We start from the raw sequence: 21,086 nt of genomic DNA, 5'->3' as shown, positions 1-21,086 counted from the left end.
CTAGATGCAGGCTGGGTGGTCAGGGCTGACGCAGCCGGGTCCACCAGCACTCCCGGCCCCCGGCCCACCACCCGAACCAGGCTCCGGCCGAGCCGGGGATCACGAAGGCGGCCCAGGCCAGGAATTGGGAGCGTCTCCCTGGGGGGCCTCGCTGAGGCGATCTCGTCCAGCGGAATCCACCCCCGCCACCCACGCCCCCGAGTTCTACACGCTGTAGTAGACTCGCCCGCATCAGCCGAGGGAAGGGGATCCTGTGGTCAATGCCGCGGACTTCACCCTTTCACCGCGTCCCGTGACCGGTACCGCTCGGCTGACCCGCGGGCTGCTGGCCGCGACCCTGGCCATCGGTTCCGCTGCGATCTCCCACTCGGCCGCAGGCCACCACATGCCGCACTGGATCGTGTTGGTCCTGGCGCTCGCGGTGAGCCTTCCCGTCTGTGCCTCGCTCTCCGCCGTGCGGCTCAGTCGGGCCCGGCTCGGCGCCGCGGTCGGGTTCAGCCAGGCGGTGCTGCACGGTCTCTTCGCGCTCTTGCCTGCCACGGGGGCCTCCGCCAGCGCGACTGTGAACAGCGACGCGGCAGCGCACGCCGGGCATGCGGCTCATGATCACGCCGTCACGGTGGTCGGTGCGGCGCAGACCAGCACGGTCGCTCAGGTGCTGCCTGATGCGCCGATGATCATCGCCCACGTGTGCGCCGCAATCTTCAGCTTCGGGGTGATCCGCCGCGGCGAACTCATTCTCCAGGCGCTTGTCGCCCTGCTGCTGCTGCGCCCGGTCTTGCTGCTGTTCCTGCGTCCGGTCTCGCTGACCGGGCCCCGTGCCATCCGCGCGCACGATTCCTTCTCCACGGTGATCCTGCGGGACCTCTGGCTCGGCGGCGGCGCGCAGACCCTGCGCGGACCGCCGGTCCTCGTGAGCTGACATCGCCATATGGTTTCCACGGCTCGACGCCGGGGACCAGTCACTTCACGACGGAAAGCACTGAACTCGTGTCATCCCGCACCCCCGCACACCGCTCATCCACCACCTGGCGCCAGCGCGCCGGCCGCGTGACCGCACTCTCCGCGACCGCCGCGCTCGGCCTGGCCGTCACCACCATGGCGGCTCCCGCCTGGGCGCACGATTCACTCATCTCATCCTCTCCGGAAGCCGGTGACCTCCTCGAGGCGAGCCCCGAGGAGGTCACCCTCGAGTTCTCCGGCGGCGGACTGACCACCGGTGAGTCCATCACCAACATCATCGCGGTCAGCGATGAGGATGGTGAGAACTGGGAGGGCGAGACCGAGATCGAGGGTGCGACCATGTGGACCGAGCTCCCCGCGGAGCTTCCCGGGGGTGACTACACGGTCGCCTACCGAGTGGTCTACTCCGATGGGCACGCCGAGGAGAGCTCCTTCGACTTCGAAGTGGCTGCGGCAGAGCCGGATCCCGAGCCCACGCCGGAGCCTTCAACTCCCGCTGAGACCGAGACCGAGACCGAGACCGAGACCGAGACCGACGCCGACGCTGAGACCGAGACTGAGGCTGCTGCTCCTGCAGAGGACGACGACGTCGCCGACTCCACCTCCACGGACTCCGCCGAGGCGGATGAACCGGTGACGGGGGACGCGGCTGCGGACACCCAGCAGGACCCCGGCCTGCCGGTCTGGGTCGTCGTGGTCGGTGCTCTCATGGTGCTCGGTCTGCTTGCTGCGATCGCGATGGCTGTTCTGCGCGGGCGCAAGACGCCCCGCGCCTGATCCGCCTGATCCGCCGAGCCCGACCCCGCCGCGCCTCCACGAGCCCGAACGCGCACGCCTGACTCAGCGCTGCCGATGCGCAGCCTCTGATCAGGCTCCCGCCGGCCTGCCGCTTCCCCGCGGTCAGGTCCAGCTGGGGCGACCCGCTTCCCGTGGATCGCTCTCCCCACCCAAGACATCTATGCCCACCGCGCACGAGTGCGCGTTCGGGTTGGAGGGCCCTGCGCCCGGAAGGAACACCACTGTCATGAAGAATCCCATTTGGACTCTCTCTGCCCTGGCGACAGCCGCAACACTGACGCTCACCTCTTGCAGCGAAGGTGGATCAGAAAGCACAGCGTCCGAGAGCCCGCAGACCGAAGCAGCCCAGGCCGAAGCGAAGGAGGATGCGCGCATCCAGAGCAGCCAGGACGACATGTGGGCGCGCGCCACCGATTCCGAGATGACCAGCGTCTTCGGCACCATCGAGAACCTGACCGATCAGGACCTCACGGTGGTGGCCGCCAGCTCCGAGGTCGCGGGAATCACGGAGCTCCACGAGATCGTGGAAGAGGACGGCCGACAGATCATGCAGGAGATCGAGGATGGCTTCATCATCCCGGCCTCCGGCTCCCTGGAGCTGCAGGCCGGGGGCGATCACCTGATGCTCATGGACCTGCAGCAGGAGCTGCTGCCCGGAGAGGTGTTCGACATCTCGCTGGAGTTCGAGGACGGCACGCAGGAGAGCATCAAGGCCATGGTCCGTGACGACGGCGGTCAGGACGAGCCCTACGAGCACGGCGGCGATATGGATCCCATGGACCACGGGAACGGCTCCGAGGGCGACGGCCCCGCGAGCCACGGTGACGCCAGCGGTCATGAACGCGATCACGAGTCCGATGATCATGAACGCTGAGGGGCCGCACGAGACCGACTCTGCGCGGACGGACTCGGGGCTCAGAGGCTCCGACCGAGCAGCCTCCCGGCATGGCTTCTCTCGCCGCGGCCTCCTGCTCGGCGCCGGGGTCGGCGGAGCAGGCGTGGCCGCGGCGGCCAGCATCGGCAGCGGGCTGCGCTGGGGTGACCCTGAGCCCGAGGTGCGCACCAGCAGATACGGCTCCGAGACCGTGCCGTTCTTCGGGGAGCGGCAGGCGGGCATCGACACCCCCGCTCAGGCTCATGCGCTCCTGATCGCGTTTGATCTGAGAGCACCCCGCAATGCCGAAGGCATCCAGCGGCTGCTGCGGCTGCTCAGCGATGACGCCTCCAGGCTGACCGCCGGTCGGCCGGCGCTCGCGGACACCGAGCCGGAGCTCGCTGGTAATCCTGCGAGCATGACGGTCACCTTCGGCTTCGGCCGACGGCTCATCGACAGGCTGGATCCTCGAGCCGCGCCCGCGTGGCTGAAGGATCTGCCGGACTTCGAGATCGACGAGCTCGAGCCTGCGCTGTGCGGCGGAGATCTGCTGCTCCAGCTCTGCGGCAACAACCCGATCTCGCTGGCTCATGCGCGCAGGATCATGCTCAAGAGCGCGCGAAGCGAGGCGCGGCCCCGGTGGATCCAGAACGGTTTTCGTTCAGCACATGGGGCCCAGGAGCAGGGATCGTCCATGCGAAACCTCTTCGGTCAGGTGGATGAGACCGTCCAGCCTGAGCGCGGCGGGGACGGCAACGAGTTCGCCGTCTGGGGCCACCCGCCGTCGGGCTCTGCCGGTGCGCTCACCCCGTGGGTGGAGGGCGGCACATCGCTGGTGATCCGGAGGATCCAGATGGATATGGACGGGTGGGATGAGCTCGCCCGCAGCGGCAAGGAATCCTCGGTGGGGCGGGACCTGAGCGTCGGAGCACCGCTGACCGGCACCCGCGAACACCAGGATCCGGACTTCGAGGCCACCAGTGCGCTGGGCTTCCCGGTGATCGAGGAGTTCGCCCATATCCGTCGCGCCCACCAGGTGGGGCCCGAGGAGCAGATCCTGCGCCGCGGCTACAACTATGACGATCCGGCGTCCGGTGAACAGATCAGCAACAGCGGTCTGATCTTCATCTCCTACCAGGCCGACGTCGACCGCCAGTTCCTGCCCATCCAGAGGCGCCTTTCGGAAGGGGACCGGCTCAACGAGTGGACCACCCCTGTCGGCAGCGCAGTCTTCGCCGTGCCGCCCGGGTGTCAGCCCGGCGGCTTCATCGGCGACTTCCTCATCTGACCTCACCCCGAAGGGGGCATTCAACGACTACCGACATCAGGGCAGTCGAGCTTGCCCAGACCCCCCCCTGCGAGGGAGCCAGGGCGGTGTGCTCAGGGGTCGCTGGGTGTAGAGACGACAAGCGCGAAAGCAGAGCAGGACCGCTGCCCTTCTGAGCGCAGCCGCGGATGCTATTGAATAGTGAGATGAACTCCACGATCTCTACGATTCTCAATGTCATCTGGCTCCTCTTCGGCGGCCTGTGGCTGGCCCTGGGATACTTCATCGCCGGGATCATCTGCTGCCTGCTGATCATCACGATCCCCTTCGGCCTCGCGTCCTTCCGGATCGGGGCCTACGCGCTGTGGCCGTTCGGCCGCACGATCGTTGACCGCAGCCCTCGGGGTGCAGGTCTGTTCACCACCATCGGCAACGTGATCTGGATCCTGGTGGCGGGCATCTGGATCGCCATCGGCCACGTGCTCACCGCGATCCCGATGTTCATCAGCATCATCGGGATCCCGCTGGGCATCGCGAACCTGAAGCTGATCCCGGTCTCGCTGATGCCGCTGGGCAAGGTCATCGTCACCTCCAACGCGGTGCTGCCCACCTACCGCCACGCCTGAGCAGCCGGTTCGGCCTCCGAGTCGGGCAGAAGGCGGGCCGAGGGCGGGCAGCGCGAGCCCGGCGTCAACCCTTGAGCAGGATCCGGCGCATGCCCCAGGAGATCGGTGCCTTCGCGAGCCGGGTCGGATCGAAGCCGGGAAGCTTGCGCAGCACGCCGCGCTCATGGCTGAAGGTCGCCACGCTGTACTCGCCGTGATAGCGGCCCATGCCGCTGGCGCCGACCCCACCGAAAGGCAGGGTGGACACCGCCAGCTGCGTCATCACGGTGTTGAAGGTGATGCCACCGGATGAAGTCCGCTCGAGGAAGTCCTCGCGCACCATAGGGTGCTCGGTGAAGGCGTAGAGCGCCAGCGGCTTCGGCCGCGCGTTGATGAACTCGATGGCCTCGTGGTGGTCCGCCACCGTGAGGATCGGCAGGATCGGACCAAAGATCTCGTCCTGCATGACCGCCGAGTCAGGCTCCACATCCAGCAGCACCGTGGGTGCGATGTACCGGGCAGAGACCTCCGCCGAACCGCCGATGACCGCGCGGCCGGAGCCCAGCAGCCCGGCGAGGCGCTCGGCGTGACGCTCATTGATGATCCGCCCGTAGTTCTCCGCGCGTGCGGGATCGGAGCCGAAGGCGCGGCGCGTGACCCGTGCGATCTGAAGGGCCAGCGGCTCGGCGAGCTCGGGAGTGGTCAGCAGGTAGTCCGGCGCGACGCAGGTCTGGCCGCAGTTGCTGAACTTGCCCCACACCAGCGCCTCAGCCGTGGCGGTGAGATCAGCCGAGGAGTCGATCCAGACCGGGGACTTGCCGCCGAGCTCCAGCGTCACCGGGGTCAGGTGCTTCGCCGCGGCGGCCATCACGATCGAGGCCACCGTGCCGTTGCCGGTGTAGAAGATGTGATCGAAGGGGTGCTCCAGCAGTCGGGTGGTCTCTTCGACTCCGCCCTCGACCACCTGCACGGCCTCGGCGTCGAGGTACTCCGGGATCAGCTCCGCCACGGTCGCCGAGACCGCAGGAGCCAGCTCGCTCGGTTTGAGCACCACCGAGTTTCCGGCCGCCAGCGCGCCGATCAGCGGCATCAGCAACAGGTGGAACGGGTAGTTCCAGGGGCCGATGATCAGCACCGTGCCCAGCGGCTGGCGCTGCACATGTGCGCGAGCGCTGCCCACGATGAACGGGACCGAGGTGCTCCGATCCCGGGTCCAGCGCTCAAGGTTCTTCACCGCGTGCTTGACCTCGGACTTCACCGAGAGGACCTCGGTGAGATGAGCGTCGACGTCGTTCTTCCCCAGATCCGCGGCCATCGCCGCATGGATCTCCGGTGCCCGCTCCTCGAGCAGTCGCAGGATGCCCCTGAGCTGGTCCCGGCGCCAGTCCATCGACCGGGTGCGGCCGCTGTTGAAAGCGGCCCGGGTCCCAGAGACGCAGGCGTCCACGCCGGCAAGGGGGGTGGAGATCTGCTTCGCGGGAGTGCTGCGCACCTCGGCGGGGGTGTATGGCGTCATGGAGTGAACCTCTCAGGTCAGGGCGTCCTCCCCACCCTACAGATCACGAACCCGCCCCGACCTTGGATCAGGAGACGGTGGAGAAACAGCCGTCTCACCTCGTCAGAGGCTGATGACACTGACTCTCATTTTGCGTTAGATCCGTTAATAGTTATACCTTCTAACAGTAAGGTTGATGAAGAGGCAGATGCGTTACTGCAACAGGGGGGCAGCCGCCAAAGGGTCCGGAGAAATCAGATGAGCGCACGAGCATTCCCCAACAGCACGATCACGCCGGGAAACACGACGCCTCAGCCCGTCCCGCGGGAGACGCACGGCCATGTGACCCAGGAAGCGGCCCAGCGAATTCGCTGCATGCGCTACGACCAGATGGCCAAGGCGGCATCCGCCGGCCTCATGGCTCACCCACATGTGGAGTCCGCAATCGTGGAGATCTCCGGCGACGACGCCGGTCTGGTCTTCCAGCTCAGCTGCACCATCAATGCCGACTCTGATCCCTCCGATCTGATGGAGACGATCTCCCAAGGCGTGATCTCGAACATCGAGCGGATGCTCGGCACCGAGTTCGCCTCCCGGCGGCTGCACTTCAATCGAAGCCTCTGCAGCGCCGCCTGAGCGCGGCCACCTCCCATAACAACTCACCGCCACACCTTCTTGAGGAGCCCGCCATGGACACCACGCTGATCCAGACGTTCAATGCATTCTTTCTGGCTGCCGTGGTGCTCGCCGTGCCCGTGCTGATCCTCGCGGGGATCTGGACCGCCACCGTGGAGCTCCGCCGTCCGGTCCCCGCGACGGTGGAGATTCCGGCCGGGAGCCGAGCCGTTCACCAGCCCTGACCTCAGTGCAGAAACTCGGTCTGGGCCACGCTCGGGCCCGCCGGGCCGAGCACGTCGATCAGCATGTCGAGATCCTCATAGCTGCCTTGGACGGCCCAGCCGGGCACCGCCCGCAGGTCGGCCCGGATCTGCTGCGCTGAGCGGAACGCCTGGGCATCGGGGTGGCGCCAATGCACCGACACCAGATGGCCGCCGGACTCCAGGGTCTGCGATGCTCGTGCCAGGACCGCAGCCCACTGGGAGTCGCTGAGGTAATAGGCCAGCTCGCTGATCATGATCAGATCGAGCCTCCCGGCGGGCCAGTCCTCGATGCTGGCGTGCCGGAACGTCACGTTCTCGGCCACGACCCGCTGCGCCGCCACGTGCAGCGCTGAGCCGGAGATATCGGTGGCGAGGACCTCATCGCATCGCTGCGCCAGCAGCTCGGTCACCCCGCCGATGGAGCAGCCCGGCTCGAACGCTCGGCTGTAGCGAGCCCGGGGGAGCACGGCCATGGTCAGCCCGTATTTGCGCTGTTCATACCAGCGGGTCGTGACTCCCCACGGGTCCGATCCCCGCGCATGGAGGCCCTCGAAGTCCAGCGGTGCCCCCGGGAAGACGATCTGCTGATCCCGCAGCACAGTGTCCAGCATGCTCGGGGTGAGCACGGGCTCACCGGGGTTCCGGTCCACCGGCGTGCCATGCTCGGTCCCCAGCTGAGAGGCGAAGGCGGCGACCGCGCGGCCCCGGACCTGCGCAAGCTCGGGGTCGATCGGGATGGAGCGCGCCGCGGTCCACGGAACCTCCGGCGGACGGCCGGGCTCTGACGTCGAGTCCGAAGGTGTGCTGTGCAGCCACAGCCATACCGGGTACTGCACCAGCGCGGCGTTGCGCTGCGCCGCGGCGGCAACAGCCACCTCGCCGCAGGTGTCATGGTCCGGGTGCCCATCCCGAGAGAGCGGAGCCGCTAAGAGGGTGCCGCCGGGCATGTCCTGCAGGGCGGCGCCGATCGCCTCGGCGAGCGGTTCGCGGTGGGCGGCGAGCTCGCCGTCGGGCAGGTGCAGCCGGATGCGCTGCAGACTGCCTGGACCGCGCGGGCCCGGGGTGAGTCCGCGCAGCTCCTCCAAGGCCGCCTCGGATTCGGCGGTGCGGATCTCGGCGAGCTGATCTGCGGGAATGCTGCTGGGAGGATGGGACCCGGTGCCGTCGGTGGCGGCCAGGACCCGCACGGGTGAGCCGCTGCGCAGTCCGGCGGCGATCAGCGCGGCCGCTCCGAGCACCTCATCATCGGGGTGCGGAGCCACAACCAGCAGCCCGGGCAGGTCTTGGGGGATCCAGCGTCCCGCGGCGTCGATCTCGCCGATGCCCCATTCCGGCACGTCCGCGTCATAGTTCACCAGCGCGGCACGGGTGTTGTGCGGCGCCTGAGCGCCGTGGAAGGTCCGCGGGGTCTCACCAGGTGTCATGACCGTCCCCGATCAGGTGGTCCCAGCTCAGCCCGTCCTCGGCCATGACCGCGGGGAGTGCTGCCTCATCGGTCTCCGCGTGGGACTGCCGGATGTAGACGCCGAGATCGGCGACCCGCTGAGCGTGGATCGCATCCGAGGCGAGCGGTCCGGGTCCCAGAGCGCGGCCGGTGCGGTCGATGATCTCGGCGGCCAGGCGGTCGATGTAGGTGCGCACCGCGAAGGCCTGCGCCTTCGCCAGCGGCAGGTTGTGCGGGTCGGCGTCCACGGCGCGGGCGGTGCTGCTCAGCAGCGCCCAGCCAGCGGTCAGTGCGGCGGCTGCAGCCCCGGCGTGGGCCCGCAGGATCGGTGAGGCGCTGGGCGTGGTGGCCCGGGTGAGCAGCGGGGCGGCGACGGCGCGGGCGGCGCCGTACCAGCAGGCGGCCACCCCGATGCCGCCGTGCCAGAAGCCGGCACGGTCAAGGTAGTCGGCATGGGTGCCCAGCGCGGTTGCGGGCACCTGCTCGAAAGACACCCAGCCCGAGTCGCTGGCGGCCATCCCGACCGCCTGCCAGGTGTCGGGCACCGGGGAGACGCCGGGGGAGGAGAGGTCCACCGCGAAGAGCATCTTCTGCGCAGCGCCGCCGGCTGAATCCTGGACTGGACCCGCGGCGTCCGACGCCACGGCCGCGGTGAAGACAGTCGCGGTGACCAGTGCATGGCTGCACAGCGAGGCCCCGGAGCACCAGGGCTTGGTGCCGGTCAGCGTCCAGCCCTGGCCGCTGCGCGTCGCGGTGAGCACCGGGGCCGGTGGCTCTGCGGCCCATACTCCCCAGAGCTCGCCGGCGGAGACCATCTCTGGCCGGCCCAGGTCCGTGCTGATCGCCACAGCATCGGCGTGGGCCTCATAGAGCCTGCCCCCCACCGTGTTCTGCGCGGTGAGCTCTGCGAGTCGGCGCCAGCGCCGGGCGGTCTCACCACGCCCAGGCAGCGGAGGCATGGGCTGGCGGAGGTGGGCGTGCACCTCGCGGAGAAGATCGGTCATGCGTGCAGGGCTCCCAGGGTCTGTGCGAATCCGCGCGGGGCGCGGCCGGTGGTGCGCCGTGAGGTCATCACCGGCATATCGGTGGCGGTGACCACCACGGCGTCGCTGCGGCGCAGCCGGGCCACCAGGTCCACATCCTCGTCATCGGCGAGGCTTCGGAATCCCGCCACTGCCCGGTAGGCGCGGGCGGTGAACGCCAGATTGGCACCGTGGATGTGGCTGTGTCGGCGCCCCGTGATCTTCTCGGCGTATTCGGCGGCCCAGGCCAGGCCCACCGGGTCGGCCCCGGGTACGGGGGCCAGCATCACCGTGCCCACGACGACGTCGGCGCCGCGGTCTCGATGCTCGGCCTGCTTGGCGAACCAGTCCAGTGGGACATGGCTGTCGGCGTCGGTGGTGACCAGCCACTGTTCCGCCCCGAGCGGGGTGTCAGTGACGTCTGCCAGGCCGGTCAGTGCATGCTCGAATCCGGCCGCCCGGGCAGCGCCGACGTTGTTGGCGCCGATCTCGAGCACCTCGACGCCAGCAGAGCGGGCGATCGCGGCCGTGTCGTCCGTGCAGGCGTCGGCGACGACGATCAGCCGCAGCTGAACATCCGCGTGATGTGCTGAAGCGTGGACCGCGGTGAGTGCGGCACCGATGGCTCCAGCCTCATCGTGGGCAGGAATCACGACGATCACGTGCGGGTGCTGAGCGGAGTGGGCTGTCACCAGATTGAGTCTAGGCTCTCCGCGGGGCCGGGTGTCACCGCGATCCGAAGCTTAGGTCCTGGCTCTGCCTCGGCGCCGGTCCTGATCCTCCGGGTCCGGGTGGTGCCGCCGAGAACCAAGATTCATCCCATGAGCCGATCCGACCTGAGGATCAGGGCAGGTGCGCACGCCAGGCGGTGTGCATCGTGTCTAGCTGCCGGGCGCTTCGCGAAGTCTCGGTGCACGCCGACCCGCGTAGAGCACCAGCTTCAGCAGCTCGGTCAGCACCAGGACCACCAGCCCTGCCCCCACGGTGATCAGCAGGTAGAACGGATCCAACACCGCGGTGTCGAAGATCGTGTGCAGCCAGGGCAGGTAGATGAACCCGGCCTGCAGCAGGGTCAGCACCGCGACCATCAACCAGGCGATCTTGTTCTTGAACAGGACCGAGGGTCGCAGGCTGAAGCTCTCCAGCGATTTCACGCTGAAGAGGTAGAAGACCTGACAGACCACCAGCACCGTGGTGGCCAGGGTGCGGGCGACCTCCAGATCGTCACCGACGTCCATGCGCCAGCGGAACACGATGATGGTCACCGCGGCGATCAGCAGTGAGACCACCGCGATCTGCACCACGTGGCGGGCCTCCACGATCCCGGCATTGGGATCCCGCGGCTTGCGCCGCATGATCCCGTCCTCGGCGGGCTCGAAGGCGAACGCGAAGGCCAGCGTGACACCGGTGACCATGTTGACCCAGAGCACCTGCAGCGGGGTCAGCGGAAGGGTCCAGCCGAAGGCCACGGCGAAGAGCACGACTGTGGCCTGGGCGCCGTTGGTGGGCAGCAGAAAGACCAGCGCCTTGCGCAGGTTGTCGTAGATCCTGCGGCCTTCCTCCACCGCGGTCTCGATGCTGGTGAAGTTGTCATCGGCGAGGACCACCTCGGCGGCGTCCTTGGTGACCTCGGTGCCCTTGAGTCCCATGGCGACGCCGACGTCGGCCCGGCGCAGCGCGGGGGCGTCGTTGACGCCGTCGCCGGTCATCGCCACCACCTCGCCCTCGGCCTGCAGGGCGCGGACCAGGCGCAGCTTGTGCTCCGGGGAGGTGCGGGCGAACACGTGATGGCGCTGGGCAAGCTCGCGCAGCGACTCGTCGTCGGTGGCCTCCAGCTGAGTCCCGGAGATGGCCCCCTCACCATTGTCGATCCCCATCTGCCGGGCGATCGCGGTGGCGGTGCCGGCATGATCACCGGTGATCATCTTGACCTGGATCCCGGCGTCGTGACAGACCTTGATCGCGTCGATCGCCTCCTGCCGCGGAGGATCCACGATCCCGACCACCCCGACGAAGATCAGCTCCTCGCCGAGGTCCTCCACGCTCAGGGACTCGCTGTCCTGCGCATGAGCGGGACGGTAGGCGGCCGCGAGGACGCGCAGGCCGTCTGCTGAGAGCGCGTCGATGTGCTCATGCCACGCGGCCGTGTCGAGCTCCTCGGTCTCGCCCTGCGCGGTGAGCTGTGTGGCGGAGCGGGCCAGCAGCCGGTCCGGGGCGCCCTTGATCAGCACGAGGGTCTCGTCCTCGTTCAGCTGTGCGGTGGTGGCCATGAGCTTGTTCTGCGAGCTGAAGGGCAGCGTGGCAAGCCGTGAGCCGGAGGAGTCGTCGAAGCCGAGCTTGCCGGCCAGGGACTTCAGTGCGCCCTCGGTGGGCTCCCCGGCGATCGCCCAGCCGCCGGCGTCGTTGCGGATCAGCTCGGTGTCATTGGTCAGGCTCATGATCTCCACGAACCGACGCAGCCCCGGGTGGTCCAGGCTGATCCGTTCGCCGTCCCGGGTGACCTCACCCACGGGCACGTAACCGGTGCCGGAGATCTCGAGGTTCTCATCGGCGAGGACCACGCGCTCGGCGGTCATCTCGTTCTTGGTCAGCGTGCCGGTCTTGTCCGAACAGATGGTGGTCACGCTGCCCAAGGTCTGCACCGCGGAGAGCTTGCGGGTGATCGCGTTGCGCTTGGCCATGGTCTGCACGCCCAGCGCCAGGGTGATGGTGATCAGCGCCGGGAGTCCCTCGGGGATCGCGGCGACGGCGAATCCGGCGGCGGCCTGGAGCAGCTCGGTGATCGGGGTGCCGTGCAGGCCCCAGCCCAGCCCGACCAGAAGCAGCGTCAGCACCAGCACGCCCAGGGAGAGCACCTTGCCGAAGCGGGCGATCTGTCGGGTCAGCGGGGTCTGAAGGGTCTCGACCTCGGACATCATCGTGTTGATGCGTCCGATCTCGGTGTCCTCCCCGGTGCCGACGACGACGCCGGTCGCGGTGCCGGAGGTGAGCAGGGTGCCGGAGAACGCCATGGAGGTGCGATCCCCCAGCGGTGCGCCCTCCTCACTGGGCTCGGTGGTCTTCTCGGACGGGACGGATTCGCCGGTGAGGGCCGATTCCTCGATCGCGAGGTCGGCGGTGTCGATCAGCCGGACATCGGCGGGGACCTTGTCCCCGGTGCGCAGCCGCACGATGTCGCCGGGGACGACCAGCTCGGCGTCCACCGTGGTCCAGGAACCCTCCCGACGGACATCGGCGCTTGGTGAGAGCATGTTGCGGATGCCCTCCAGGGCGCGTTCGGCGCGGCCCTCCTGCAGGAAGCCCACGACTGCGTTGATCACGACGACCATCAGGATCACGATGGTGTCGGCCCAGTGCTGAAGCAGTGCGGTGAGTCCGGCGGCGCCGATGAGCACGTAGATCAGCACGTCGTGGAAGTGCCTGATGAACCGGATGAACGCGTTGTCCTGATCCGGGTCCGGGAGCCGGTTCGGGCCGTGCTTCTCCAGGCTGGCCGCGGCCGCCTCGGCGCTGAGGCCCTGTTCGGACTCGACCTCCAGACGGCGCAGCACGTCCTGGTGCCCAAGCGCGTAGGCCGAGGCGACATCCTCTGCGGCTGCGGCTGCGGCTGCGGTTGGGGCTGGGGCTGTGTCCGCGGAGGCATCAAGCGTGGACGGGGTCTGGGCGGGTGAGCTCACAACTGTTCCTTCGTTCCCGGGGTCATCGGGTGCTCCCCAGCCTACGGGTGCTGCCTGCGAGCTGCTTGGAGCGATCACCCAGGCAGCCGTTCACCGCCATGACGAACGCCCCGCCGCGCAGGGAGCGCTCTGTGAGCTCCTTGCGCGGCGGGGCGTTCGGTGTGACCCGGCTGTGGTGGCACCCGGGTCGTTCAGTGTGCTCAGGCGGCGTCGGCCTGCTCCAGTGATGCGATGTCGATGACGGCGCGGTAGCGCACGTCACCGGAGACGACCTTCTCGTAGTACTCATCGACCTGGTCGGCGCTGATCAGCTCGATCGTCGAGGTGATGCCGTGCTCGGCGCAGAAGTCCAGCATCTCCTGGGTCTCGGGAAGCCCGCCGACCATGGAGCCGGCGTAGTTGCGGCGCATGGCGAGCAGCGAGAACATCTGGAAGGACTGCTCCTCGCTCGGTGCACCGACGTTGACCATGGTGCCGCCGCGGCCGAGCAGGCCGAGGAAGGAGTCCAGGCTGACCGAGGCGCCGACGGTGTTGATGATCAGGTCGAAGCTGCCGGCGAGATCCTTGAACGCCGAGCCGTCTGCGGTGGCGCGGTAGGCGGTGGCGCCGAAGGCCAGGCCGTCTTCCTTCTTGCTGTCGGTGCGGCTGAGCACGGTGACCTCGGCGCCCATGGCGGCGGCGATCTTCACTGCCACGTGGCCGAGCCCGCCCATGCCGATGACGCCCACGTTGACGCCGGGGCCGGCGCCGTAGCGCTTGAGCGGTGCGTAGGTGGTGATGCCCGCGCAGAGCAGCGGGGTGGTGGATGCGGGGTCCATGCCTTCGGGGATGGTGAGCACGAAGTGGTCGCGCACCACGATCTGCTGGCTGTAGCCGCCGTGGGTGTTCTCACCGAACTTGTCCTGGCCGTTATAGGTGCCGACCACGCCCTGGCTGCAGAACTGCTCCTCGCCGTCCTTGCAGGCCTCGCACTCCATGCAGGAGTCGACGAAGCAGCCCACGCCCACGGTGTCGCCGACGCTGAACTTCGAGACCGACGATCCGACCTCGACGACGTCGCCGACGATCTCGTGGCCCGGGGTGATCGGGAAGGTGGTGCCGCCCCATTCGTCGCGGACCTGGTGGATGTCGGAGTGGCAGATTCCGGCGTAACGGATGGCGATCCGAACGTCATCGGCGGCCAGGCTGCGGCGCTCGAGGGTGCGTGTGGTGAAGCTGGACTCGGCGCTGTCGGCCTGAAGTGCAGTGATCGTCGTGGTCATGAAGGGTGATTCCTTAAAGCTGGTGGAAAGAGAGGTGGACACGGCGCAGGGCCGCGGCGGGCAATGGATGCGCGCCCCGACCCTGCAGCAGTGTGCTGGACCCCAGGAGGTCCTGCCGGGCTCAGCTCTGGAAGGTGGCGTCCAGGGTGATCTCGACTCCGGTGAGCGCCTTGCTGACCGGGCAGCCGGTCTTGGCTTCTTCGGCGGACTTCAGGAAGGTGTCCTCGTCGATGCCGCTGACCTCGCCGTTGACGGTGAGCTTGATCCCGGTCAGCTTGAAGCCGCCCGCAGGATCGGCGCCCAGGGAGACGTCGGCACGGACGTCGAGGGCCTCCACGGTGCCACCGGCGCCGGAGAGCACGGCGGAGAGCTGCATCGCGTAGCAGGAGGTGTGGGCTGCGGCGATGAGCTCCTCCGGGCTGGTGCTGCCGTTGGCCTCGTCGGCCGAGCGCTTGGGGAAGGACACGTCGTAGGTGCCGAGCTTGGAGCTGCTGAGCTCGACCTGGCCGGAGCCCTCTTCGAGTGATCCGTTCCAGGCGGTGCGTGCTGTGCGTGTAGGCATAGTGAGTCTCCTTGAGTGTGGGTGCGCAGGGTGCGTGTCCGCTGAGTTGGTCTGCGCAGGGCTGATGGGTCCAGCGTCAGTCTCGCGGCTGTGTCCGGATGGTTCCTGGACATGTCAGCCGTGGCCGGCACTGACGGGGTTCTGCTCTGGTGGAGGTGATCAGGACCGCAGGAAGGTGAGCAGGTGCTCGTTGACCTCCTGGGCGTGGGTCCAGAGCATGGCATGGGGGGCGTCGTCGATCTCGTGATACTCCGCGCTGGGCAGCGCCTTGTGAAAGACCCGCCCGGTGGAGTCGATCGGCAGGATGTTGTCTGCGGTGCCGTGGACGATCAACGTGGAGACGCCGGAGCGGCCGACGGCGGCGACGTCCTCGCGGAAGTCGGTGAGCCAGGTCGGCTGGGCCCAGACCGAGGCGTGCGGGGAGGCGGCGTAGGCGAGGTTCTTGTGCGCCGCCAGGGCCTCCTCGCTGAGTCGGCTGCCGAGGGTGTCCTTGGTGTTGAAGAAGTCGTCGAAGAACGCTGTGAAGAAGGCGTAGCGATCGGTGCTGACGGCGTCGAGGAGGCCGTCGAAGACCTCCTGCGGCACGCCGGTGGGGTTGTCCTCGGTCTGCAGCAGGAAGGGCTGGAGCGAACCCAGGAAGACCGCCTTGCTCACTCGGTCCGAGCCGTGGTCGGACAGGTAGCGGGCGACCTCGCCGGTGCCCATGGAGAAGCCGACCAGCACGGCGTCGCGCAGGTCCAGTGACTCCATGAGGGTGTTGAGGTCGGCGGCGTAGGTGGTGTAGTCGTGTCCGGTGGTCGGGCGGGAGGACTTCCCGAACCCGCGACGGTCATAGGTGATGGCGCGGCAGCCGGCGTCGAGCAGCGCGGCGGTCTGCTTCTCCCATGAGGAGCCGTCCAAGGGGTAGCCGTGGATGAGCACGACGGGCTGACCCGCGCCGTGATCCTCGTAGTAGAGCGAGATGTCTGTGCTGTTCTCGGTTCCGACGGTGACGCGTGACATGTCAGTTCCTCCTTGAGGTTCGGAGAACGTTCGTTCTCCCTTCGCCTCAGCCTAGGAGAACCACCGTTCTCTGGCAAGTACACTGGGATGAAAGCACCATGAAGAGCACGCAAACGTGCGGGTGCGCAGAACGCTGGGACACCGCAGCGCTGAGACAACCGCAGCGCTGCGACCACGGAACTCTGCGTCACCGAAACTCTATGGGAAGGGCTGCGATGACCCGTCAGGGGGACGCACACCTGCAGAAGTCTGCTGATCCGCTCCGCCGGAGAATCGTCGAGGCGGCGGACGAGCTCTACTACGCCCAGGGTTTCCGCGCCGTGGGCATGGACGCGCTGAGCCAGCGCGCCGGTGTCTCGCTGAAGCGCCTCTACACGGTGTTCCCGTCCAAGGAGTCGATCGTGCTCGCAGTCCTGGACTACCGCCACCGGATGTGGGCCGATGAGATCGCCGCCGCGGTGGCGCAGGAGGCCACGCCGCGCGGCCGGCTGCTGGCGATCTACGACTACCTCGCCGGGTGGTTCCGCTCAGACTCCTTCCGCGGCTGCGTGTTCGTCAACGCCTTCGGCGAGCTGGCCACAGAATCCCCCGCCGTGGCCACCAAGGCGGCGGAACACAAGCGCGACTTCCGGCGCTATATGGAGCGGCTCGCGGTCGAGGCGGGGTTCTCCGAGGAGCTCGGAGATCAGCTGATGCTGCTCGCCGAGGGCGCACAGACCACTGCCGCGATCACCGGAGACTCCTCGATGGCACTCAAGGCCCGCCGCGCCGCCGAAGCGCTGCTCAGCGTCGAAGAACCCGTCCAGACCCAGCCGGTGTGATGAAGAAGCCGACGGCGCTGATCTGGTGCGCAGGTCTGCTCGGCCTGCTCAACGCGGCGCCGAGCTACTACTGGGCCTTCGGTGGTGACGCGCTGCTGGAGACCATCGGGCAGTGGCTGATCACCCTGCGGACCGATATGCCGGTGCTGACCAGCCTCGCGCTGCTCGGGATCGGCCTCGGCAAGACGCTCGCGGTGGTGATCCCGCTCGTGACGGCGCGCCTGCTGACGTCCAGCCCGCTGCCGTCCCAACGGCTGACCTCTCGCAGTCGCCGGCCACGCCCGGCGCTGTGGTGGAACCTCTCCCGGCTGATCGGCGCCGGGCTGATCCTCTATGGCGCCGCCGGACTGGGGATCAATGCCGGACTGCTGCTATGGCCCGGGCTGGATCTGCAGGACCCGACGGCGCGGCTGGGTCAGGCCCTGCTCTGGTATCCGATGCTGCTGGTCTGGGGGCTGGTGCTCGCCGCAGGGCTGCGTCGGCTCAGAGCCAGTGTCGCCGCTTGAAGACCGTCCACAGCGTCAGGCTGAGCCCGACCATCAGCGCCACCGCCACGGGGTAGCCCCAGGCCCAGGACAGCTCCGGCATGTGCCGGAAGTTCATCCCGTAGATCGAGGCGATCAGCGTCGGCGCGAACAGGATCGCCGCCCAGCCGGAGATCTTCTTGCTCTGCTCTCCCTGGGCGTAGGAGGCGTCAGCCAGGCGGCGGGTGGCATCGTTCTGCTCGATGGTCAGCAGCGTCGAATGCAGCGCGACGGCGTTCTCCAGATGCGAGCGGAGCAGCTCCACCCGGTCCCGCATCCGCCGGGTCCGCATGATCAGATCGGTCCAGGTAGAGGACTCCTCCCCGGGCGCACTGGACTCGGCGGCCTCTGCGCCGCGTTCGGTGGCCACCGATTCCAGCGGCCGCATCGCCCAGTCGAAGCGATGCACCTTCTGCAGCAGCTGATAGATCCGATGCGAGAGCGCCGCATCGAGCCGGGCCTCTTGGAACAGGACGCCCTCCATCGCCTCGATGGCATTCTCGAGTTCATCCAGCGCCACCGGGTACTCCCGCAGCACCGCACCGATCAGGCCTGCGATGGCATGGGAGGAGGTCACAGAGACGCTCGGATGGGCCAAGCGGGTGCTCTCCCGCAGCGCCTGCATGCCGAGCGGCGCCTGACCTGGCTCGTCGGCCTGGACTGTCACCACGAGTCCTTCTGCGGCGAGGACGCGCAGCTCCGAGAAGCGGAACCTTGTGACCTGGTTCGGCTCATCGATGGTGGTGGAGACCCGGTGCAGCACGGCGGCCACTGATTCCGCCGAGGCGGCAGGAATGGGCAGACGGCTGCGATTCCCGCAGAGGAACTCGAGCTGTGGTTCGCGCAGCCCCAGCGCGGCGGCGGTGTCCTCGAAATCGGGAATGTCCTCCCCGCTGAGGTCTACCCAGAGCAGCACCGTCGCAGGGCTGGTATCGGGCGCCCCGGTCGGGGACTGCACCTCGGAGCTCGCCCCGTCGGCGGTGAACCGCCGCATGGTGATGGCCATTGCACCCCCTGTGATCCCGGCACGATCAGGACCTGCCCTGATGCCGGACTGGTTCTCAGGGTAGCCCAGCGGGCACTGCTCAGTGCAGAATCAGGCCGCGGTACCGATTGATCGCGGCGTGGATCTCGTGCGGCCGTGGGCGGGCGAGATGGCCGGGATGCCCGCGGCGCGGGGAGAGGGCATCCAGACCTTCAGCGTCGATGCGGTCCACGAGCGCAGCGACCAAGGTGGGGATGTCGCGTTCACCGTCGGCCTGCTCGGCGAGGCGGTCCAGCGCCTTGGCCAGCGCCTCGGTCTGCGCCGGGTCCACCAGCTGGGCCACAGCGGTGAGGTCGACATCCTCGCGGCCGTACTGGATCACCCGGTGCCCGCGGCTGCGGGCGGGCTTGGTCTTCTTCGCCGGATGCAGCGAGGCGCGGCGCGGAACTCGGGGCGGGACGTCGGTGAAGACCGTCTCGACCGGGAGCTCCGCGGCAGGGGGGTCTGTGGCCGCCGCGGAGGTGCTCGAGGCTGCCGGGCGCGCCGTCGTCGTCTGGTGGTCTTCGGCGATGCGGTGCGCCTCGGCGGTGACCTCGCGCAGCGTGTAGTCCTGCAGGGCGATCACCTGGTCGGCGACCTGGAAGAAGGCGCCGGAGCCGCCGGCCACCAGCACGGTGGAGACTCCGCGCTCGGTGAAGAGCGGGCGGACCCGGTCCACGAACGGAGTGATCGGCTCGCGCTCGGCCGGGATCAGCTGGCGCATCCGGTCGTCGCGGATCATGAAGTTCGTCGCCGAGGTGTCCTCATCGATGAGCAGGGCCCGGGCTCCGGCTTCCACGGCCTCGACCAGGTTGGTGGCCTGGGATGTCGAACCCGAGGCGTTGGTGCTGGAGAAGCTGCGGGTGTCCGCACCGGAGGGCAGCCCGGAGATGAAGGGGGAGATGTCGACGCCGGCGGCACTGCGGCCGTCCTCGGCCCGGATCGAGACCGCGGAGGCGCCGGTGATGACCCATTCGCGGCCGTCCCCGGCGATATGCGGATAGACCCCGCGCTCGATGGCGCGCAGCAGGGTCGACTTGCCGTGATAGCCGCCGCCGACGATGACGGTGACACCCTCGGGCACGCCCATTCCGGCGACCTCTCGGCCGCTGGGCAGGGTGAAGCTGCGGCGAAGCGCCTCGGGGCTGGTGAACTCGACCGCGCCGTCGCCGAGCGGCAGGTCGGAATCCCCGGCCTGTCGGGGCAGCACGGAGCCGTCGGCGGCGAAGGAGATCAGCTTGGCCGCGGTGAGCTGCGTGCGCAGGTCCTCCTGATCACGCAGCAGCGTGACGTGGGAGCGCAGCGCGTCCTGGTCCAGGCTGGCGTGCAGCAGCGAGGACTCGGCGAGGCCGGGCAGGGTCTCGGTGAGCAGCCGGGCGGCTTTGCGGCCCAGCGCCTTGCGTCCTGCCGCGGGCAGCGCCACGAAGAGACGTGCTGTGATCAGCTCCTCTGTGATGACCACGCTGGTGCGCTCGAGCACCTGCTGCCCGGGCCGGCCGATGCTGATCCCTTCAGCGGGACTGGCGGCGACGGCGTCGGCGAAGGCGCGGGTGAGGAAGTCGCTGGCGGCGATCCGTCCGAGCCGATCATCGAGCAGCTCTGCCGGCAGTCCGGCGTCGTCGCGGCGGAGGCTGATCCGCATCAGCGAGGGCGGCGCGAACGGGTCCACCTGCACCTTGTCCACGCTCAGGGTGAAGCGGCCCAGGGCGTAGCGGCCGCTCAGCTGCCTATAGGACGCGTACCCCCGGCCGTCGATCGCGGTCAGGGTCTGCTGCAGGGTCTGCTGGTCGTTCATGCGCTCTCCGTGTATTCGCGCTGGCGTTCGCGCTGTCCGTGGGTCAGTCGGCGCAGGTCCACGCCGGAGTCGAAGCTTGATCCGATGGCGCCGGCGAAGACGCCCATCCCGGCGCTGAACCAGGCGATGTTCAGATAGTTGAGCAGGCTGGCCTCGCCGCCGATGATCGTCGCCAGGTATTCGGCGTCGATGATCACCAGCCCGACGAGGAAGATGACCGCCACCAGGAGGAGGTAGAGCATCAGGATGCAGGCCAGCAGGGTGATCGCGGTGGACCCGTTGTAGAGGGTGACCACGGTGGCGAGGCTGCGGTTCTTCGGGCGGTCCCAGAGTCCGTCGCGGATGATCAGCCAGATGATCATGGTGACCACCGCGGCGAGCCCGACCAGCATCAGCCGGGTGGGGCTCAGCGCATCGGCCATCTGCCAGATGGAGCTGTAGAAGATGCCGAAGGCGCCGGTGGCCGCACCTGCGGCCAGCGCGCTGGAGAGCTTCGGGACGGTGCGCAGGGGATCATTGCCCAGCGCCATGCCCAGCACGGTGCGCGGACCGCCGGTGAGGGTGTGGGCGAAGAGGCCCAGGCCCTCTCCGCGTTCGGTGGGCTCCCACTGGCTCCAGCGCTGGTCATACTTCTGCGGATCCGGTCCGGAGCCGGGGGGCAGCAGGCGCAGCAGCGAGCCGGTGAAGACCTTCTGGATGCGGCTCTTGGTGGCCCAGGCGCCCAGGGTCGGGCAGGACACGATCGCGACGTTGTGCTCGGGGAAGATCTCCGAGATCAGCGGGTGCCCCTTGGTGTGGCGGGGGATCTCGGTGAGCATGATGACGGCATCAGCCTCGGCATGATCCGCCTCCATCTCGCGCACCGCGTCGATGTCCAAGGTGGCGTCGGGGCGGATGCGCAGCATCCGGGTCGCACAGGAGACCGTGACCTCCCCGTCGAGGAGCTTGCGTGCCTCCTCGGTGAAGCCTTCCTGGATGGAGTTCACGCGCCGGGTGGGCAGACCGGGATCGGCGAGGAGCCTGATGTGGAACGGTTTCGCGGGTTCAGACACAGCCTCAGGTGCTCCTTC

General features: G+C 68.5%; 20 protein-coding genes. 9 read left to right on the top strand and 11 right to left on the bottom strand.

Features of this window, described 5'->3' with window-relative positions:
* Positions 1 to 292 precede the first annotated feature (292 nt).
* The 5 genes from LTH93_RS08955 to LTH93_RS08935 all read left to right on the top strand — a co-directional run bounded on the left by LTH93_RS08955 (position 293) and on the right by LTH93_RS08935 (position 4,528).
* A complete protein-coding gene (locus LTH93_RS08955) occupies positions 293 to 922 on the top strand; it encodes a hypothetical protein (RefSeq protein ID WP_241470752.1) in 630 nt (209 codons plus the stop codon).
* A gap of 68 nt (positions 923 to 990) precedes the next feature.
* Positions 991 to 1,740, top strand: a complete 750-nt coding sequence (locus LTH93_RS08950) for a copper resistance CopC family protein (RefSeq protein ID WP_241470751.1) — start codon at positions 991 to 993, stop codon at positions 1,738 to 1,740.
* Positions 1,741 to 1,987: 247 nt separating this feature from the next.
* The gene (locus LTH93_RS08945) at positions 1,988 to 2,635 is read left to right on the top strand and encodes a copper chaperone PCu(A)C (RefSeq protein WP_241470750.1); all 648 of its coding nucleotides are present in this window, start codon (positions 1,988 to 1,990) and stop codon (positions 2,633 to 2,635) included.
* Positions 2,625 to 3,923, top strand: coding sequence for a Dyp-type peroxidase (locus LTH93_RS08940; protein ID WP_370642752.1), 1,299 nt, complete (start codon positions 2,625 to 2,627; stop codon positions 3,921 to 3,923). Before LTH93_RS08945 ends, LTH93_RS08940 begins: the two co-directional genes overlap by 11 nt.
* Before the next feature lie 197 nt (positions 3,924 to 4,120).
* Positions 4,121 to 4,528, top strand: coding sequence for a YccF domain-containing protein (locus LTH93_RS08935; RefSeq protein WP_241466045.1), 408 nt, complete (start codon positions 4,121 to 4,123; stop codon positions 4,526 to 4,528).
* 64 nt (positions 4,529 to 4,592) lie between these two features.
* Here LTH93_RS08935 and LTH93_RS08930 read toward each other — a convergent pair whose 3' ends face one another.
* Entirely contained in the window at positions 4,593 to 6,023 is a 1,431-nt protein-coding gene (locus LTH93_RS08930; RefSeq protein ID WP_241465803.1) for an aldehyde dehydrogenase family protein, read from the bottom strand.
* A 237-nt stretch (positions 6,024 to 6,260) separates the two neighbouring features.
* Between LTH93_RS08930 and LTH93_RS08925 the strand changes: the two genes are divergently transcribed.
* Complete coding sequence (locus LTH93_RS08925) at positions 6,261 to 6,638, top strand: hypothetical protein (RefSeq protein WP_241470748.1); 378 nt, start codon at positions 6,261 to 6,263, stop codon at positions 6,636 to 6,638.
* A 53-nt stretch (positions 6,639 to 6,691) separates the two neighbouring features.
* Complete coding sequence (locus LTH93_RS08920) at positions 6,692 to 6,862, top strand: hypothetical protein (RefSeq protein ID WP_241470747.1); 171 nt, start codon at positions 6,692 to 6,694, stop codon at positions 6,860 to 6,862.
* A 2-nt stretch (positions 6,863 to 6,864) separates the two neighbouring features.
* On the opposite strand, the gene LTH93_RS08915 is transcribed toward LTH93_RS08920, so the two are convergent.
* The 7 genes from LTH93_RS08915 to LTH93_RS08885 all read right to left on the bottom strand — a co-directional run bounded on the left by LTH93_RS08915 (position 6,865) and on the right by LTH93_RS08885 (position 15,852).
* The gene (locus tag LTH93_RS08915) at positions 6,865 to 8,307 is read right to left on the bottom strand and encodes a bifunctional PIG-L family deacetylase/class I SAM-dependent methyltransferase (protein WP_241470746.1); all 1,443 of its coding nucleotides are present in this window, start codon (positions 8,305 to 8,307) and stop codon (positions 6,865 to 6,867) included.
* On the bottom strand, positions 8,294 to 9,331 hold the full coding sequence (locus LTH93_RS08910; RefSeq protein WP_241470745.1) for an acyl-CoA dehydrogenase family protein: 1,038 nt from the start codon (positions 9,329 to 9,331) through the stop codon (positions 8,294 to 8,296). The genes LTH93_RS08915 and LTH93_RS08910 overlap by 14 nt, the downstream gene beginning before the upstream one ends.
* Positions 9,328 to 10,041 (bottom strand): glycosyltransferase, encoded by a 714-nt coding sequence (locus LTH93_RS08905; RefSeq protein ID WP_241470744.1) that lies wholly within the window; start codon positions 10,039 to 10,041, stop codon positions 9,328 to 9,330. The genes LTH93_RS08910 and LTH93_RS08905 overlap by 4 nt, the downstream gene beginning before the upstream one ends.
* Before the next feature lie 189 nt (positions 10,042 to 10,230).
* The gene (locus LTH93_RS08900; protein WP_241470743.1) at positions 10,231 to 13,026 is read right to left on the bottom strand and encodes an HAD-IC family P-type ATPase; all 2,796 of its coding nucleotides are present in this window, start codon (positions 13,024 to 13,026) and stop codon (positions 10,231 to 10,233) included.
* Positions 13,027 to 13,226: 200 nt separating this feature from the next.
* Positions 13,227 to 14,288, bottom strand: coding sequence for an NAD(P)-dependent alcohol dehydrogenase (locus tag LTH93_RS08895; RefSeq protein ID WP_241465811.1), 1,062 nt, complete (start codon positions 14,286 to 14,288; stop codon positions 13,227 to 13,229).
* Between the two features lie 121 nt (positions 14,289 to 14,409).
* Positions 14,410 to 14,850, bottom strand: coding sequence for an OsmC family peroxiredoxin (locus tag LTH93_RS08890; RefSeq protein WP_241465812.1), 441 nt, complete (start codon positions 14,848 to 14,850; stop codon positions 14,410 to 14,412).
* A 159-nt stretch (positions 14,851 to 15,009) separates the two neighbouring features.
* Positions 15,010 to 15,852, bottom strand: coding sequence for an alpha/beta fold hydrolase (locus LTH93_RS08885; RefSeq protein ID WP_241470742.1), 843 nt, complete (start codon positions 15,850 to 15,852; stop codon positions 15,010 to 15,012).
* 215 nt (positions 15,853 to 16,067) lie between these two features.
* Here LTH93_RS08885 and LTH93_RS08880 point away from each other — a divergent pair, with 215 nt between their 5' ends.
* Together LTH93_RS08880 and LTH93_RS08875 are read left to right on the top strand one after the other, a co-directional pair.
* The gene (locus LTH93_RS08880; protein WP_241465814.1) at positions 16,068 to 16,673 is read left to right on the top strand and encodes a TetR/AcrR family transcriptional regulator; all 606 of its coding nucleotides are present in this window, start codon (positions 16,068 to 16,070) and stop codon (positions 16,671 to 16,673) included.
* A complete protein-coding gene (locus LTH93_RS08875; protein WP_241470741.1) occupies positions 16,670 to 17,179 on the top strand; it encodes a DUF3995 domain-containing protein in 510 nt (169 codons plus the stop codon). Before LTH93_RS08880 ends, LTH93_RS08875 begins: the two co-directional genes overlap by 4 nt.
* On the opposite strand, the gene LTH93_RS08870 is transcribed toward LTH93_RS08875, so the two are convergent.
* From LTH93_RS08870 to LTH93_RS08860, 3 genes are all read right to left on the bottom strand, one after another.
* The gene (locus LTH93_RS08870; protein WP_241470740.1) at positions 17,157 to 18,203 is read right to left on the bottom strand and encodes a CorA family divalent cation transporter; all 1,047 of its coding nucleotides are present in this window, start codon (positions 18,201 to 18,203) and stop codon (positions 17,157 to 17,159) included. The genes LTH93_RS08875 and LTH93_RS08870 overlap by 23 nt on opposite strands.
* 79 nt (positions 18,204 to 18,282) lie before the next feature.
* Positions 18,283 to 20,016, bottom strand: coding sequence for an ABC-ATPase domain-containing protein (locus LTH93_RS08865; protein ID WP_241470739.1), 1,734 nt, complete (start codon positions 20,014 to 20,016; stop codon positions 18,283 to 18,285).
* The gene (locus LTH93_RS08860; protein WP_241470738.1) at positions 20,013 to 21,068 is read right to left on the bottom strand and encodes a hypothetical protein; all 1,056 of its coding nucleotides are present in this window, start codon (positions 21,066 to 21,068) and stop codon (positions 20,013 to 20,015) included. The genes LTH93_RS08865 and LTH93_RS08860 overlap by 4 nt, the downstream gene beginning before the upstream one ends.
* Positions 21,069 to 21,086: the final 18 nt, after the last annotated feature.

This window comes from Nesterenkonia sp. DZ6, assembly GCF_022565835.1.
In the GTDB taxonomy this organism is placed as follows: domain Bacteria; phylum Actinomycetota; class Actinomycetes; order Actinomycetales; family Micrococcaceae; genus Nesterenkonia.
The sequence above is the reverse complement of the archived record's forward strand: the minus strand, read 5'-3'. Positions and strand labels throughout refer to the sequence as shown.

Bases quoted from the DNA above. Each gene is read 5' to 3' on its own strand.
- LTH93_RS08945 (WP_241470750.1), top strand. From the start codon at position 1,988: ATGAAGAATCCCATTTGGACTCTCTCTGCCCTGGCGACAGCCGCAACA.
- LTH93_RS08940 (WP_370642752.1), top strand. From the start codon at position 2,625: ATGAACGCTGAGGGGCCGCACGAGACCGACTCTGCGCGGACGGACTCG.
- LTH93_RS08930 (WP_241465803.1), bottom strand. From the start codon at position 6,023: ATGACGCCATACACCCCCGCCGAGGTGCGCAGCACTCCCGCGAAGCAG.
- LTH93_RS08925 (WP_241470748.1), top strand. From the start codon at position 6,261: ATGAGCGCACGAGCATTCCCCAACAGCACGATCACGCCGGGAAACACG.
- LTH93_RS08920 (WP_241470747.1), top strand. From the start codon at position 6,692: ATGGACACCACGCTGATCCAGACGTTCAATGCATTCTTTCTGGCTGCC.
- LTH93_RS08915 (WP_241470746.1), bottom strand. From the start codon at position 8,307: ATGACACCTGGTGAGACCCCGCGGACCTTCCACGGCGCTCAGGCGCCG.
- LTH93_RS08910 (WP_241470745.1), bottom strand. From the start codon at position 9,331: ATGACCGATCTTCTCCGCGAGGTGCACGCCCACCTCCGCCAGCCCATG.
- LTH93_RS08895 (WP_241465811.1), bottom strand. From the start codon at position 14,288: ATGACCACGACGATCACTGCACTTCAGGCCGACAGCGCCGAGTCCAGC.
- LTH93_RS08890 (WP_241465812.1), bottom strand. From the start codon at position 14,850: ATGCCTACACGCACAGCACGCACCGCCTGGAACGGATCACTCGAAGAG.
- LTH93_RS08885 (WP_241470742.1), bottom strand. From the start codon at position 15,852: ATGTCACGCGTCACCGTCGGAACCGAGAACAGCACAGACATCTCGCTC.
- LTH93_RS08880 (WP_241465814.1), top strand. From the start codon at position 16,068: ATGACCCGTCAGGGGGACGCACACCTGCAGAAGTCTGCTGATCCGCTC.
- LTH93_RS08870 (WP_241470740.1), bottom strand. From the start codon at position 18,203: ATGGCCATCACCATGCGGCGGTTCACCGCCGACGGGGCGAGCTCCGAG.
- LTH93_RS08865 (WP_241470739.1), bottom strand. From the start codon at position 20,016: ATGAACGACCAGCAGACCCTGCAGCAGACCCTGACCGCGATCGACGGC.